The 15,524-nt window shown below is 61.3% G+C and carries 14 protein-coding genes and 1 pseudogene; 7 read left to right on the forward strand and 8 right to left on the reverse strand.

All coding sequences use genetic code 11. The features are described from left to right. The 4 genes from BTN82_RS14670 to BTN82_RS14685 are packed head-to-tail and all read right to left on the reverse strand — an operon-like array spanning window position 1 to window position 3,398. Window positions 1-993, reverse strand: coding sequence for a VWA domain-containing protein (locus tag BTN82_RS14670; RefSeq protein WP_075119831.1), 993 nt, complete (start codon window positions 991-993; stop codon window positions 1-3). Continuing rightward, window positions 980-1,480: a DUF4381 domain-containing protein gene (locus BTN82_RS14675; RefSeq protein WP_075119832.1), complete on the reverse strand. Its 501-nt coding sequence runs from the start codon at window positions 1,478-1,480 to the stop codon at window positions 980-982. The genes BTN82_RS14670 and BTN82_RS14675 overlap by 14 nt, the downstream gene beginning before the upstream one ends. Then, window positions 1,477-2,412: a DUF58 domain-containing protein gene (locus BTN82_RS14680; RefSeq protein WP_075119833.1), complete on the reverse strand. Its 936-nt coding sequence runs from the start codon at window positions 2,410-2,412 to the stop codon at window positions 1,477-1,479. Before BTN82_RS14680 ends, BTN82_RS14675 begins: the two co-directional genes overlap by 4 nt. Next, on the reverse strand, window positions 2,409-3,398 hold the full coding sequence (locus BTN82_RS14685; RefSeq protein ID WP_410002811.1) for an AAA family ATPase: 990 nt from the start codon (window positions 3,396-3,398) through the stop codon (window positions 2,409-2,411). The genes BTN82_RS14680 and BTN82_RS14685 overlap by 4 nt, the downstream gene beginning before the upstream one ends. Window positions 3,399-3,642: 244 nt before the next feature. Here BTN82_RS14685 and BTN82_RS14690 point away from each other — a divergent pair, with 244 nt between their 5' ends. Continuing rightward, entirely contained in the window at window positions 3,643-4,968 is a 1,326-nt protein-coding gene (locus tag BTN82_RS14690) for an LLM class flavin-dependent oxidoreductase (protein ID WP_075119834.1), read from the forward strand. Window positions 4,969-4,973: 5 nt separating this feature from the next. Here BTN82_RS14690 and BTN82_RS14695 read toward each other — a convergent pair whose 3' ends face one another. Beyond that, window positions 4,974-5,402, reverse strand: coding sequence for an N-acetyltransferase (locus BTN82_RS14695; protein ID WP_075119835.1), 429 nt, complete (start codon window positions 5,400-5,402; stop codon window positions 4,974-4,976). A 227-nt stretch (window positions 5,403-5,629) separates the two neighbouring features. Here BTN82_RS14695 and BTN82_RS30720 point away from each other — a divergent pair, with 227 nt between their 5' ends. Next, complete coding sequence (locus BTN82_RS30720; RefSeq protein WP_081375469.1) at window positions 5,630-5,959, forward strand: hypothetical protein; 330 nt, start codon at window positions 5,630-5,632, stop codon at window positions 5,957-5,959. 532 nt (window positions 5,960-6,491) lie between these two features. On the opposite strand, the pseudogene BTN82_RS30725 reads toward BTN82_RS30720, so the two are convergent. From BTN82_RS30725 to BTN82_RS14705, 3 genes and pseudogenes are all read right to left on the reverse strand, one after another. Continuing rightward, a pseudogene (locus tag BTN82_RS30725) lies at window positions 6,492-6,699 on the reverse strand (transposase); the annotation flags it as partial. Between the two features lie 121 nt (window positions 6,700-6,820). Continuing rightward, window positions 6,821-7,822: a fimbrial protein gene (locus BTN82_RS30730; protein WP_081375470.1), complete on the reverse strand. Its 1,002-nt coding sequence runs from the start codon at window positions 7,820-7,822 to the stop codon at window positions 6,821-6,823. A gap of 486 nt (window positions 7,823-8,308) precedes the next feature. Then, the gene (locus tag BTN82_RS14705; protein ID WP_075119837.1) at window positions 8,309-9,271 is read right to left on the reverse strand and encodes a bifunctional GNAT family N-acetyltransferase/nucleoside diphosphate kinase regulator; all 963 of its coding nucleotides are present in this window, start codon (window positions 9,269-9,271) and stop codon (window positions 8,309-8,311) included. A gap of 265 nt (window positions 9,272-9,536) precedes the next feature. Between BTN82_RS14705 and BTN82_RS14710 the strand changes: the two genes are divergently transcribed. From BTN82_RS14710 to BTN82_RS14730, 5 genes are all read left to right on the forward strand, one after another. Then, the gene (locus tag BTN82_RS14710; RefSeq protein WP_075119838.1) at window positions 9,537-9,806 is read left to right on the forward strand and encodes a hypothetical protein; all 270 of its coding nucleotides are present in this window, start codon (window positions 9,537-9,539) and stop codon (window positions 9,804-9,806) included. 487 nt (window positions 9,807-10,293) lie between these two features. After that, window positions 10,294-10,776: a formate dehydrogenase subunit gamma gene (locus BTN82_RS14715; RefSeq protein ID WP_075119839.1), complete on the forward strand. Its 483-nt coding sequence runs from the start codon at window positions 10,294-10,296 to the stop codon at window positions 10,774-10,776. Continuing rightward, window positions 10,770-12,329 (forward strand): formate dehydrogenase beta subunit, encoded by a 1,560-nt coding sequence (locus tag BTN82_RS14720; RefSeq protein WP_075119840.1) that lies wholly within the window; start codon window positions 10,770-10,772, stop codon window positions 12,327-12,329. Before BTN82_RS14715 ends, BTN82_RS14720 begins: the two co-directional genes overlap by 7 nt. Then, window positions 12,326-15,217, forward strand: coding sequence for a formate dehydrogenase subunit alpha (fdhF, locus tag BTN82_RS14725; RefSeq protein WP_075119841.1), 2,892 nt, complete (start codon window positions 12,326-12,328; stop codon window positions 15,215-15,217). Before BTN82_RS14720 ends, fdhF begins: the two co-directional genes overlap by 4 nt. Then, window positions 15,214-15,429 carry a formate dehydrogenase subunit delta gene (locus BTN82_RS14730; RefSeq protein WP_075119842.1) on the forward strand — a complete coding sequence of 72 codons (216 nt, stop codon included), beginning with the start codon at window positions 15,214-15,216 and terminating at the stop codon, window positions 15,427-15,429. The genes fdhF and BTN82_RS14730 overlap by 4 nt, the downstream gene beginning before the upstream one ends. Window positions 15,430-15,524 lie beyond the last annotated feature (95 nt).

The following is a 15,524-nucleotide window of genomic DNA, read 5'->3' on the forward strand; positions in this document are numbered from 1 at the left end:
TCAAGCCTCCTGCCGTCGACGCGAGAGGGCCAGGTACGGGCGGAGCAGGGCGCCCCCATGGTAGAGCGCCAGCAGACCGAGCGCCGCGCCCAGCGGCCAGCAGAACAAATCCTTCTTGGGCCGATGGCTGAGGGTTTTCACCTGATGCGGGGTGAGCGTGTCGAGGGCGTTGTACACCTGATCCAGCGCCGTGCGGTCTTCGGCGCGGAAGAACAGGCCGCCGGTGGCCTGGGCGATTTGCTGCAAACCTTGCAGGTTGACCCTGGCTTCGCCTTCGGCGCCAGGGTCGCCGATGCCGATGGTATGAATCACCACGCCCTTGGCGACGGCCATCGCCGCGGCGTGGTCTGGGGTGATCGCGCTGCTGGTGTCGTTGCCGTCAGTCAACAGGATCAATACTTTTTCCTGTTCGCGGGCCTGCTCGAACAGTTTCAGGCTCAGGCCGATGGCATCGCCAATCGCCGTGTTGGGGCCGGCCATACCGATGCCGGTATCGTCCAGCAGCAGCGACAGGCTGCTGTGATCCAGCGTCAGCGGCGCCTGCGGATAGGCGCCGCTGCCGAAGACAATCAGCCCCAGGCGATCATCCTGGCGTTTGTCGATAAACCCCTGCACCACCTCCTTGACCGCCGCCAGACGATTGATTTTCTGGCCGTTGGCATCGGTGAAGTCGCGGGTTTCCATTGATTGGGAAAGGTCGAGGGCCAGCATCAGGTCGCGCACCGGCTTCTGCCGCTCGATGGGCTTCTCCAGCAACACCGGGCGGGCCGCGGCGAGCAGCAACAGCCCCCAGATCGCCAGGTTCAACAACAGCTGCCAGCGATTGCTGCGCGTCCCGGCCTGGCTCGGCGCCTGGCCCACCGCACGGCTCATGGCGGCGAAAAACGGCACGCGCAGGGCACTGCGGGTTTCGCGATAATCGGGCAGGAAACGGTAACCGAGCCAGGGCAGGGGCAACAGGAGCAACAGCCATGGGTAATCAAACTGCCACATGGTGCAACTCCACCCAGCGTTTGCAGATGTCGAACAGCTGCTGGCGCTGATCGTCGGGCAAGGCTCGCAGCGTCGTCTCCGGGGCATAAGCCAGTTGCGCCAGTCGCTGGCTGAAATCGGCGGGCAATGGCTGCGGGCTGTGGCTTGCCAAAAAGCGCTGCCAATCCTCGCCCCCCAGCGCACCGACGTTCCCTGGCGCGAGCGAGGAGGAGGGCATCGACAGGGCTACCCGCTTGAGCAACTCCGGAAGTTCGCGCAGGGCGTCGACCTGATCGTCGTGGTCGTTCAGCTCGGCGAGCCGCGCCAATGCCTCCCGCCGATAGCGATTGCGTCGCCATTGCCAATACCGTCGTGCGCTGACCAGCGACACGGTCACGACCAACAGGCCGAGCAACACCGCCCACCCCCAGGTCTGCGGCGCATAACTGATCGCCGCGGGCAGGCCGATCTCCTGGAGTTGTTCAAGGCTCGGGACGTTCGGGTTCATCGCCGGGCCCCGCCGAGCTTGCCCAGTTCGGTACGCAATTGCAGGTGCGCCTCGGTGGCGGTGCTGAACATCATCAGCGGCACCTGGCTGCTGCGCAGCAGCGTCGCGACATCCTTGAGCCGCCCGCCGAGAAAATCCCCCAGGGGCAGATGGACGCTGCGGTGCTCGACGGCCAGTTCCACCTGCAACTGGCCTTGAGTCACCAGCACACGCCCGTCCTGCGGCACGTTCAGCGCCAACGGGTCGTACACCTGCATGGCAATCACATCATTGTGAGTCGCCAGTTGCCGCATCAGTTGCAAGGTGCGTTGGCCCGCGCCGGCAAAGTCGCTGACGATGCAAATCAAATGATCGTGCCCGGCCACCGCCAGGCAATGCTGCAAGACCTTGTCGAGCTGGTCTTCGCCTTCGGCGTCCGGGTGGGCCGCGTGCAGTGCCTGATTCTGCTGGACGATGCGGCTGCACAGCGCCTCGATCCGTTTCCGGCTGCGCAACGGGGCGAGGCTGTCGATGCGCTGGTCGTTGAACACCAGGCCGCCGACCCGGTCGCCCGCGTGGAACACCATCCACGCCGCCAATGCCCCCAGTTCGGCGGCAATGGCGGATTTGAAGCTGCGCTGCGAACCGAAGAACATCGACATCCGCTGGTCGACCAGAATCAACGCCGGACGGTCGCGTTCCTCGGTGAAGGTGCGCACTATCGGTTTGCCGGTGCGCAGCGACGCGCGCCAGTCCAGATGACGCAAATCGTCTCCCGGCTGATAGCGGCGCAGCTCATCGAAGTTCAATCCACGGCCGCGCAGGCGGGAAGCATGATTGCCGGCGAGGATGCTGCCTTGCGGCTGGCGCGCGAGAAAACTCAGGTCACGTGCCTTGAACTCCAGCGCCATCAATTGCGCCAGGCAGACATAGACCCGCCCATCGGTATTCATGCCGGAATCGCGACTTTATCGAGCAGCCTGTCCAGCACCTGATCGGCAGTAACGCCGTCGGCCACCGCGTCGTAACTCAATTGCAGGCGATGACGCAGCACCGGATGCACCACGGCGCGAACGTTGTCCGGCGAGACATAATCCTGCCCCTGCAACCAGGCGTCGGCCCGGGCGCAACGGTCCAGGCCGATGCCGCCACGCGGGCTGGCGCCGACGGCGATCCAGCGTCCAAGGTCGGCGTCGTAGTCCGCCGGGTGGCGCGTGGCGTTGATCAAGTCGATGAGGTAGCGGTCGATGGCGGGGGAGACGTGCACCGTGCTGACTTCCCGGCGTGCGGCGAAAATCACCTCCTGCGACAGCGCTGCTCTCTGCATCGGGGCCGTCTTGGCGCCCAAGGCGAATTCTTCTGCGCGCAACAGCTGCAGCACCCGGCTCTCGTGTTCCACGCTCGGATAATCGAGCAGGACCTTCATCAGAAAACGATCCATCTGCGCTTCCGGCAGCGGGTAGGTGCCTTCCTGTTCGATCGGATTCTGCGTCGCCACCACGATAAACAGTTCCGGCAGCGCATGGCTGTTGCCCGCCACCGTGATCTGCCGTTCTTCCATGGCTTCGAGCAACGCCGCTTGCACTTTGGCCGGCGCCCGGTTGATCTCGTCCGCCAGAATCAGGTTGCCGAACAGTGGGCCGGGTTGGAAGCGGATCTCGTTCCGGCCGTCGACCTGGTGCAGCACCTCGGCGCCCGTGATGTCCGAGGGCAGCAAGTCGGGAGTGAACTGGAGACGGCTCATCTTCGCATCCAGGTGCTTCGCCAACGCCTTGACCGTACGGGTCTTGGCCAGGCCGGGCAGGCTTTCCAGAAGCAAGTGGCCGTTGGCCAAGAGGCTGAGCAGAATCTGCCGGATCACCTGATCCTGGCCGAGAACCGCCTCGGCGATGCTGGCTTGCAGGACGTTGAAATTGTTGAGTTCTGTCACTGGCAGCATCCGTTCTAAAAATGCACTGAAAGTACATTAAAGCAGCGCTGGAAATGTTTCGTGCTTATTTCACCATGCTCATTTCATGTCACCGCCGACATACAGAAGCACCCGATCATCGAGCGAGGCGCGCAGTAGGGCCGCTCGCGTCGCAAGGCATAAGCCAGCACGTTTGATTATTGGACGGGCCACGTTCTCCTGGTCGATGCTGCGGCTGATTGCGCCCCAGGGCGCTTTTCCACCAGGAGATTTCATGAGCGCTCAACGCCAACTCAAGCTGGGCGCCTTCATGCGTCCGGTCAGTATCCACACCGGCGCCTGGCGCTACCCGGGCGCCTATCGCGACGCCAACTTCAACTTCGCCCACCTCAAGCGTTTCGCCCAGACCCTGGAGCGGGCGCGCTTCGATGCGTTTTTCATGGCCGATCACCTGGCCTTGCTCAACATGCCCATCGACGCCTTGAAGCGCAGCCATACCGCCACTTCGTTCGAGCCCTTCACCCTGTTGTCCGCCCTCAGCCAGGCGACCGAACACCTCGGCCTGGTGGCGACGGCCTCGACCACCTACGACGAGCCGTTCCATATCGCCCGGCGTTTCGCCTCCCTCGATCATTTGAGCAACGGTCGCGCCGGCTGGAACATCGTCACCACCGCCAACCCCGATGCTGCGCTGAACTTCGGCCTGGAGCAGGCCTTCGACCATGACGAGCGTTATGCCCGGGCGCGGGAGTTCTTTGACGTGGTCACCGGGCTCTGGGACAGCTGGGCGGACGACGCCTTCGTGCGCGATGCCGACAGCGGGGTGTATTTCGACCCGGACAAGCTGCATCGCCTCGACCATGCCGGCCGCTACCTGAACGTGCGCGGTCCGCTGCACATCGCCCGCCCGGTGCAGGGTTGGCCGGTGATCGTGCAGGCCGGCGCGTCGGAGCCCGGGCGCCAGTTGGCCGCGGAAACGGCGGAGGTGATCTTTGTCGCCCCGGGCACGCTGGAGGAGGGCCGGGGGTTTTATGCCGACATCAAGCGGCGCATGGTCGCCGTCGGCCGCGACCCGGAACACCTGAAGATCCTTCCCGGAGCCTTTGTGGTGGTGGGCGACACGCTGGAGGAAGCCCGGCGGATTCGCGCGCACCTCGACAGCCTGGTGCACTACGAGAGCGCGATCGCCTCGCTGTCCATCGCCCTGGGGATCGACGCGACCCGGTTCGACCCGGACGCGTTCCTGCCACCGATTCCCGAAACCAACGCCAGCCAGAGCGCCCGCGAGCGCGTGCTGGCCCTGGCCGATCGCGAACAGTTGACGGTCCGCCAACTGGCCCAGCGCCTCGGCGGATACGCCGGATTGTCGTTCGTCGGCACCGCCAGCAGCATCGCCGATGAGATGCAGCAATGGCTGGAGACGCGCGGCAGCGACGGTTTCAACATCATGTTTTCCTGGCTGCCGGGCGGCCTCGACGACTTCGTCGCCAAGGTCGTTCCCGAATTGCAGGTGCGGGGAATTTTCCGCCGCGAATACGAGGGCGCTACCTTGCGCGAAAACCTCGGGCTGCCGCGCCCGGCGAACCGGTTCTTTTCCTAAATTGCCTAGCGTTTTATCCACGCCATCAGGTATTCGCCACGGTCCGTTTGCTCGTCAACCTGCTCCTTGACCACCACAAAGCCTTGTGACCGATAAAAGGCGAGGCTGGGCGCGTTCTCCTTGTAAACCGCAAGTGTCAGCTCATCTCGCCGTTTTTTTGCGTGCTCGAGCAACTGCTTGCCCAGGCCCTTGCCTTGATGGCCAGGATCGACAAACAGCGCCGCTATTTGGTCGCCCACCAAACAACAAAACCCCATAAGCCGGGATTGATCTTCAAGCACATAGGTCTCGGATGCCGGGATGTAAACGTCACGCATAGCCTCTACATGGGATTGCCAGTAAGAAGCGTCAATAAAATCATGGGCCTGGATGGAGGCGCTCAGCCAGATATCCAGAATGCTTTCCATATCGCGCTGCTCAAATGTTCTTATCATTTGTCCATTCCATTGTGGTTTGTGCGCAGGCCGGTGCAGCACAAAGCTGGCGATTATGCCGTAAACCAAGTGCCGTGTTGATCCAGGCAGAATGTATAGAGTGCTCAAAGCGGAACAGCGCATATCTTAGGTAGGTCAACTATTCTCTGATGGCATGTGTAGTCGGTAACAAGCCACGTAATTCGTGACCTGTAGCTATTTTTCCTCAGACCCGGGGCAGGGAAGCCATGAATCCTTTACGTCTACCAAGTCATCAGGTCGTATCGGAAGCGCGTGTTTTCTTAAAGGCAGCACGGCTTATCGAACAGCATGCCTACAACGGCAATCTTTATAAAGAGATTCCTTCTGAGCACGCGGAGGTAATACGCCAAATATCAGAACGTCTTTCACCTGGTTTTCAGTTGGAGCAACGCCTCGATGATTGCTCAAAGCTCTTTGTTGGGACTCGCTATACCTATGAACATGGGGCAATTCGACGCTTTGACACAAACGTCTTTGAACTCGCACCGCACCTGGAACTGATCCTTGCGGAAATGACGCAGACAGCAATCGATTGAAGAGAAAGTCCGAAGTTCATTTTCACGTCCGCGAAAACGCCGGCAGATGACAGTGCTTTTCTCACATGCGCGGTGATGAATCGTCTAGCGCTCGTTCAGGCGATTAACTCGGGAGTCTGCGTGGCTCCAATTGGCGTCGTCATGAAATGATAAGTGCAACGACGTTGTTTCTAGGGACGGCATTCAAGCACGCCGCTGTAACTGACACCAAACAGCGTGGTTGCGAGGATGAAGGCATGAAGGCTTTGCCAGGCTTCAAATCTAACCACCAACTCCCCCCACGTCCGCATATAGTATTTCGCATAATGTATATTATGTTAAACGATGTGCTATGTCAGATGCCATCTCGCCGTGTCCGCCGAGCACGGTGCGCAGGCAGCTTCACTCGCCGGCATTCGCTATAAGGCGGCACAAGCATCGTATCTGATAGAACTGGACGCGCGGCGTACCTTATTCGCCTATGAGGATGCCCTCGCCCAGGCTGACGCGCAGTAGCCGTTGGGATGAACCTTCAGCGTCAGGCAAAAGACGTTTGTAAGATGTCTCGTTCCTCCGTCACCCGCTTAAGCTCAGCACGTAGACAGCGAAGCTCAGTACTCTGATCGTCCTCTTGGACACGCTACTCCTGGCACTTGGTATGCAGCGACCTCCGAGACAGGAAGCTGCTTTAAGGTCACTTGCTTGACCGCCTGAATTTTGAATTCTTCGGGATATACTGGTTGCTCATGGCACCTCTTAATGAACTTTACTTTGAGGCTTGAAGGCGCCTACGAAACTAGACGCTATATCCGTCTACATTACGGCTTCAAGCTTCAAAAATCACCTATAGATGCCTACTGAGCACGCAGTAAAAATAGCAACTCATTTGTAACTTAGCGTGAATGACATCAGCCCATTAATTAAACCTGGCTTAGGCACACCTGTGCTGACATATTGGACTGTCAACGGAATCCTTGAAAGTCCACTTGATTGACCAATAAGCCATTGATTGATATTGCTAGGACTGACTGAGTCCGGCCCAAACTTTACGGCGCCACTAGAGTTAAAAACTGTCAACCCCACACCGGATGCTGTTGAGCCTGGCGCGAGAGAAAGAACACTGGAAGTGTTAGTAGGCATGGCCGCATCGGTCAGGGTAATACTTACGCTCATGCCCGGAGTACAATTCAATCCAATTCCAAATGACACAGGCTGAACTTTGTTATTTTTTATGCTAGACACATCAATTGACGGGAGAGTCACCAGCATATCTTTATTTTGCACCTTACAAGTGTCCAGAATCACAGACGCAGATGCAATAGAAAGAGGAACAGGGCCAGACGAGAACGGAGTCGAATTAGTTGCACCATTCCCCCACAACGCTAGATCATTGAACAAGGCCATTGGTGCAATAACACCTGAACCTATAGCCCCTGACGGCAATCTATAATATGCAACCTCAAAGCTAACCGTTACAGTGCTTTCTTGCCATGGGACCTTGAAAAAATTTATCCCAGTATCCTGTTTCGCTAGAGACAAACCACCGCCAGCTAACGGCTTTACTCGTATACCGACACCTTTTACATTGGTTTTGAATATCCAGCCACCATCAATAACTGATGAAACATTAGCATTGTCCACCCCCAAAGTATGGATATACCAACTGTATTTATCAGTTCTTAAAGGACACTTAGCACTTACGCTTACTGTCAGTGGAGTCCCTATCAAACCGGTAGGTGTATTCATGGAAAGAGCAAGCGGCCCGAGATTAACGGTCGGAAACTTGCCTAGGGCCGTACAAGTTTCAGCCGATGCAAAATTTGAAAGCAACAGGGCAGCAAGACAACCAGTGCTCACAACCAAACTAAATAGATATTTATTCATCTACAAATACTCACCACGTTAGAAATTCCAAGCATGCAATATAAAACCACAATTACAAAATACACCGCAGGCCCCGTAATCTCTTATATTTAAACACATGCCAATCAATCAAAAAAAACAGATACATTCGCACATCGGCAAAGATAAATCCTGAGAATTCGTAGGATTTATCCTACAAGCCAGGCATCATCAGAAAACACACTAAATCTTCAGAAATACTTGGGTGGTGCATAAAAACTCAGCAACACTACTTTGACATTCAGACTTAGCACGCCCCCGTCATAATTCCTTTTCCAGCAAGCAGCTCAAAGCACTCATTACCTTAAGCGCTGATGGCTTGACCCAAAAAGACACTCTGGCCTTGATCGAGCACGAGGCCTGCGGCCTCGCGTTTGAACTCAGCCATAGCGCTTTACTTAAAAAGCGCGGCCCCCGTCCTTTGGGGATCTCCGCGCTTGATGGACGAACACTGAGCCAAAGGCGCAATTACAGGTGGAAATCGCCCGCGGCCTCCGGCTGATACAGCACCTTCCTGATCTCAATCCGACGGGTCCGATCAGAAATTCGCCAGTCGATGGCGTCTCCCTCCTGATAGCCCAGGATGGCGGCGCCGATGTCGGAACACACGGAATGTTTCCCGGCGCTGCTGTCTGCGTCGTCTGGGTAGACCAAGGCCACTTCGATCTCTTCGTCGTCCAATTGCAGCAAGGCCCTGGAGTTCATCGTGACGACATTGCGCGCCACCTGCTGCGGCTTGACGACAATGGCGCGCTCAAGCTCATGTTCGAGTTCGACAACGGCCGGGCCTTGCTCGAATAGGATCAGGCTCTCGAGCCTGGCCTTGTCGATTTCAGTAATGTAGATCCCCGTGGAGTCGCCAACGGCACCTTCGCGCAAGAACTGAAGATAGCGCCCCGCCGTCATGGAAAATGACTTCAATGTCGGCGTTTCGCTCTCAAGCAGAAAGCCGCTGCGCAAAAAGGCTTTCAGCGAGCGGGTGTTGTCCGGGTGGATCTTCGCGATGAGCGTCTCGGCCCGCATGTCGAGGAATGCCAGTTTCATCCCTTCGCGGATCGTACGAGCGCCAAGGTTCTGGCCCCATTTGTCGCTGTCTCCGATGACCAGGACTATTTCGCAATTCGAGCCGGTCTTGACGAGACGGACAAAGCCCACCGGGGCGTCATGCCGGTCATAGGCCATGAAGAATCGGCCGTCCCGGTTGAATAGATGCGTCAGGATCGGTAATTGAGTCCGATCGATGACTTGCTCGATGGAGCGGGAGACATGACGCGAATCGCTCAGATAGCAAGTGACGCGCTCATCTTCCAACCAACCCATCAACGTCAGCGCGTGTGCCCGAGTAATTTCAGGGCACAGCGAAATGAAAGGCTTGTTCATCTTCACCACATTTATTTCTAAAGGATGAAAGCCCTTCATGGCGATCGCCATGACGGTTCTTTCGGCAACCGGCCATCTTAAGGCATAACGCGAGTCATGCCGAACAGCCTGCGCATTTTCGGATTTTTACTGGCTTGTCAATAGTGCCGTTGTGCGACTGTCAGCCAGGCAACGCGGTGATACGCTTTTCTCGCGCCACGCCACGAGAGTGCCCGATCTGTCTGGCCTGTGAGGATGTTCTGCAACATCGTCAACGCTGCGGATTATCGACAAAGGCAGGTCAGGCTGAATGCCAAATAGCTGAAAGGATTCGAACATGAAAACGTCCATCATTGCCCTGGCCATCTCTGCAACGTTTGTTTTCACTGCAACAGTCGCGAACGCTTCTGTGCATCCGACGGTCATCAAGGCTCCCGAGACCACCCGTCAGGTGGCAGCTTCTGCTGACGCTCCTTTCGGGAAACCTCAAACAGCAGGCGAAACCCAGTTGGCCAGCCTGGCCAGAAGTTGCTCCGATGAGCGGTATTCCTGGTGGGAGTACAGCGGTTGGGAAATCGTCGGCTGTCTCGCCAGCGGCCAGTGGTAAGTTGAAATATCGAGGCATGGCAGGCACTGCTCATGAAGGGCGGCCTGCCATGTCCTTGAAGACGTCTTGGTTTGAAGCTCTTCGTTGTTTCGATACAACATCCCTCCTCCGCCACTGAAGCCCCTTGGCATCAGCCCAGCAAGATCGACCTGAATCTTCTCAGGCTCGCTTCAGTGTCCGCCCGACGCCCTCCCTCTTGAACACGAAGAGGGACAATCTGCCCTCCAAAGCCGCTCTCAACAGGTTGCAAATACCTCGCTCCACAGGTCGGTTTCAGGATACGAAGCGTCGCTTGTGTGCAATTTCTGGACACCGGGAGTGGCAAGATTCGAGGATGCCCCCGGACCAGGCGCACAAGACATCTGGCCGGCATGCAAGGATGGCGAGCCGGGCCACGCTTCCGTGACGTGGTCGGTACGCTGCAGCCAGAGACTCCGGACAGCTGCCGCCAGGCGGCAGTCTCGTCCGAGATGCTGAGGTACGCTGTATGCCTGATGAGACGCTTCACCTGCCGCTGATTCACCGTGTGCTGGAACGCGAGAAGGACACCCCGGGTGCCCTGTTGCCGATCCTCCACGCCGTTCAAGAAAGCCTCGGCTATGTCCCCGAGGTCGCCCTCCCCGAAATAGCCCATGCCCTCAACCTCAGCCTGGCCGAGGTCCGCGGGGTGGTCAGCTTCTACCACGACTTCCACACCACGCCGCCGGCGCGCCATACCCTGCGCCTGTGCCGTGCCGAGTCCTGCCAGAGCATGGGCGCCGAGGGCCTGGCCGCGCAGTTGCGCGAGCAGCTGGAACTGGACGACCACGGCACCAGCGCCGATGGCCGGATCAGCCTGCGGCCGGTCTATTGCCTGGGGGCCTGCGCCTGCTCACCGGCCCTGGAACTCGATGGCCAGTTGCATGCGCGGCTGACCCCCGAGCGCGTGCGGGCGTTGGTCGATGGCTGCCTGGAGGACGGATCATGCTGAAGCTGTGCCTTCCCTGCGATTCAGTGGCCCGCGCCGTCGGTGCCGACGCGGTTGCCGATGCGCTGGTGCGCGAAGCCGAGCGGCGCAACCTGCCGCTGGAGCTGCGACGCACCAGTTCCCGCGGCCTGTACTGGCTGGAGCCCTTGCTGGAGCTGGACACCGGCGCCGGTCGGCTGGGTTTCGGCCCGCTGACGGTCGAAGACGTGCCCGCCCTGCTGGACGCCCTCCCCGGCGACGCCAGCGCCCATCCGCTGGCCCTGGGAGCGGTCGAGGAAATCCCCTATCTCAAGAGCCAGCAGCGCTTGCTCTTCGCGCGCGCCGGCATTACCCGGCCGCTGTCCCTGGAGGACTACCGGGCCCATGGCGGTTTCGAGGGCCTGGCGCGGGCGATCGCCGCAAGCGGCGAACAGATCGTCGCCGCCGTGCTCGATTCCGGCCTGCGCGGCCGCGGTGGCGCGGCCTTCCCCGCCGGCATCAAGTGGCGCACCGTGCGCGAGGCCCAGGCCGCGCAGAAATATGTGGTGTGCAACGCCGACGAAGGCGACTCCGGCACCTTCGCCGACCGCATGCAGATGGAAGGCGACCCTTTCCTGCTCATCGAAGGCATGGCCATCGCCGGCCTCGCGGTGGGCGCGAACCAGGGCTACATCTATGTGCGCTCGGAATACCCGCAAGCCATCCAGACCCTGCGCGCCGCGCTAGAGATCGCCCGCGACGCCGGCTATCTCGGCAACGATGTCGGCGGTAGCGGCCGCGCCTTCGACCTGGAGGTACGCGTCGGCGCCGGCGCCTATATCTGCGGCGAGGAAACCGCGCTGCTGGACTCTCTCGAAGGCAAGCGCGGCGTGGTCCGCGCCAAGCCGCCGCTGCCGGCGCTGCAAGGGCTGTTCGGCCAGCCGACCCTGGTGCACAACGTGCTCACCCTGACCTCGGTGCCGATCATCCTGGCCCGTGGCGCACCGTTCTATCGTGACTTCGGCATGGGCCGTTCGCTGGGCACCATGCCGTTCCAACTGGCCGGCAATATCCGCCACGGCGGCCTGGTGGAACGGGCCTTCGGCCTGACCCTGCGCGAGCTGGTGGAAGGCTACGGCGGCGGCACCGCCAGCGGCCGCCCGTTGAAAGCCGCCCAGGTGGGCGGGCCGCTGGGCGCCTGGGTACCGCCGTCGCAGTTCGATACGCCGCTGGACTACGAGGCCTTCGCCGCCATCGGCGCGATGCTCGGCCACGGCGGCGTAGTGCTGGCCGACGACAGCCTGGACATGGCGCACATGGCGCGTTTCGCCTTGCAGTTCTGCGCCGAGGAATCCTGCGGCAAGTGCACGCCCTGCCGCATCGGCTCGACCCGAGGCGTCGAGGTGGTGGACCGCCTGCTGGCGGCCTCTGACGACAGCGCGCGCAACCAGCAGGCGATTATCCTCAAGGACCTGTGCGACACCCTGCAATACGGTTCGCTCTGCGCCCTGGGCGGCATGACCTCCTACCCGGTGGCCAGCGCCCTCAAGCATTTCCCAGCAGACTTCGGTCTGAACACCCTGGAGGCCGAACAATGATCAAGCTCTTCGATCCCGCCAGCGATATCGACCCGGGCACCTATGACTTTGGTACCCCGGCGCGCACCAGCGACGTACAAGTCAGCCTGACCATCGACGGCCGCGCCGTCAGCGTGCCCAGCGGCACCTCGGTGATGCGCGCCGCCGCCCTGCTCGGCACCACCATTCCCAAACTCTGCGCCACCGACAGCCTCGAAGCCTTCGGCTCCTGCCGCATGTGCCTGGTGGAAATCGACGGCATGCGCGGCTACCCGGCCTCCTGCACCACGCCGGTGACCGAGGGCATGGTGGTGCATACCCAGACCGCCAAGCTCGCCACCCTGCGGCGCAACGTCATGGAGCTGTACATCTCCGACCACCCGCTGGATTGCCTGACCTGCTCGGCCAACGGCAATTGCGAGTTGCAGACCGTGGCCGGCCAGGTCGGCCTGCGCGAAGTACGCTACGGCTATGACGGCGCCAACCACCTGGACGAACACAAAGACGTCTCCAACCCCTACTTCGACTACGACCCGAGCAAGTGCATCGTCTGCAACCGCTGCGTACGCGCCTGCGAGGAAACCCAGGGCACCTTCGCCCTGACCATCAGCGGCCGCGGCTTCGAGTCGCGGGTCGCGGCGGCCGGCGGCGACAACTTCCTCGACTCCGAATGCGTCTCCTGCGGCGCCTGCGTGCAGGCCTGCCCGACCGCCACGCTGATGGAGAAAAGCGTGGTCGAGCTGGGCCAGCCGGAGCGCAGCGTCGTCACCACGTGCGCCTACTGCGGCGTGGGCTGCTCGTTCCGCGCCGAGATGAAAGGCGACCAGCTGGTGCGTATGGTCCCGGACAAGAACGGCCAGGCCAACCACGGCCACTCCTGCGTCAAGGGCCGCTTCGCCTGGGGCTATGCCTCGCACCCGGACCGCATCACCAAGCCGATGATCCGCAAGCACATCGACGATCCGTGGCAGGAAGTCAGCTGGGACGAAGCCGTCGCCTACGCCGCCAGCGAACTGCGGCGCATCCAGCTGAAGTACGGGCGCGACTCCATCGGCGGCATCACCTCCAGCCGCTGCACCAACGAAGAGACGTACCTGGTACAGAAACTGGTGCGCGCCGGCTTCGGCAACAACAACGTCGACACCTGCGCCCGGGTCTGCCATTCGCCGACCGGCTACGGCCTCAAGCAGACCCTGGGCGAGTCGGCCGGCACCCAGAGCTTCGACTCGGTGATGCAGGCCGACGTGGTGCTGGTGATCGGCGCCAACCCCACCGACGCGCACCCGGTGTTCGGCTCGCAGCTCAAGCGCCGCCTGCGCGAAGGCGCGCGGCTGATCGTCATCGACCCGCGGCGCATCGACCTGGTGGACTCGCCCCACGCCCGCGCCGAGCTGCACCTGGCGCTGCGCCCGGGCACCAACGTGGCCATGCTCAATGCCCTCGCCCACGTGATCGTCACTGAAGGCCTGGTCCAGCAGGACTTCGTCGACGCGCGCTGCGAAGCGGCGGACTTCGCCCGCTGGCGCGACTTTGTCGGCCTCGCGGAAAACGCTCCCGAGGCGCTGGGCCCGGTCTGCGGCGTGCCGGCCGAACAGATCCGCGCCGCCGCACGGCTGTACGCCACCGGCGGCAACGCGGCGATCTACTACGGCCTCGGCGTGACCGAGCACAGCCAGGGCAGCACCGCGGTGATGGGCATCGCCAACCTCGCCATGGCCACCGCCAACATTGGCCGCGAAGGTGTCGGGGTCAACCCGTTGCGCGGGCAGAACAACGTGCAGGGCTCCTGCGACATGGGCTCCTTCCCCCATGAGCTGCCCGGCTATCGCCACCTGTCCAACGAAGCGGTGCGCCATGAGTTCGAGGAGGCCTGGGGCGTGACCCTGCAGCCCGACCCCGGCCTGCGCATCCCCAACATGTTCGAGGCCGCCCTGGGCGGCACCTTCAAGGCGCTGTACTGCCAGGGCGAGGACATCGCCCAGAGCGACCCCAACACCCAGCACGTCACCGCGGCCCTGTCGGCCATGGAGTGCGTGGTGGTGCAGGACATTTTCCTCAACGAAACCGCCAAGTTCGCCCACGTGTTCCTGCCGGGTAGTTCCTTCCTCGAGAAGGACGGCACCTTCACCAACGCCGAACGGCGCATCTCGCGGGTGCGCAAGGTGATGGAGCCGCTGGGCGGCAAGGCCGACTGGGAAGGCACCGTGGCCCTGGCCAACGCCCTGGGTTACCCGATGAACTACCGGCATCCGTCGGAAATCATGGACGAGATCGCCCGGCTGACCCCGACCTTCCACAACGTTAGCTACGCCGCGCTGGATCGGCATGGCAGCCTGCAATGGCCGTGCAACGACGCGGCGCCGGACGGCACACCGACCATGCACATCGACCAGTTCGTGCGCGGCAAGGGGCGCTTCATGCTCACCGGCTACGTGCCGACCGAAGAGAAGGTCAACAGTCGCTATCCGCTGCTGCTGACCACCGGCCGTATCCTCAGCCAGTACAACGTCGGCGCGCAGACCCGACGCACCGACAACGTTGCCTGGCACGAGGAAGATCGCCTGGAAATCCACCCCACCGACGCCGAAAGCCGGGGCATCAACGAAGGCGACTGGGTCGGCGTCGGCAGCCGCGCCGGGCAAACGGTGCTGCGCGCCAGGGTCAGCGAGCGGGTGGCGCCGGGGGTGGTCTACACCACTTTCCACTTCCCCGAATCGGGGGCCAACGTGATCACCACCGACAACTCCGACTGGGCCACCAACTGCCCGGAATACAAGGTCACGGCGGTGGAAGTCTCGCGGGTCTACCAGCCCTCCGAATGGCAGAAACGCTATCAGGCGTTCAGCGAAGAACAGCGGCGCCTGCTCAAGGACCGTCGCCGCAGCGAAAAAGCCGAGGTACGCCGATGAGCACCGAGAACCTGATCAAGATGGCCAACCAGATTGCCCAGTACTTCGCCACCGAGCCGAACCGGGAAGCCGCAGTGAACGGCGTGCGCCAGCACCTGAAAAGCTTCTGGACCCCGGCCATGCGTATCGAGCTGATGGCCTGGCAGGTGGAACAGCACGGCGCCGCCCTGCACCCGTTGGTGCAGGCAGCGTTGGTGGAGCCGGCGGGGTAAGCCTCGGCGTTTTTCGCGGCCTCCCGCCGCGCCGGGTAACCAAGGCAAACCAGGGGCAACCCTGGTTTGCGCGTTTTAGCCCCCCTCTTGCGGCA

Source organism: Pseudomonas chlororaphis, from assembly GCF_001921865.1.
Classification (GTDB): domain Bacteria; phylum Pseudomonadota; class Gammaproteobacteria; order Pseudomonadales; family Pseudomonadaceae; genus Aquipseudomonas; species Aquipseudomonas chlororaphis_D.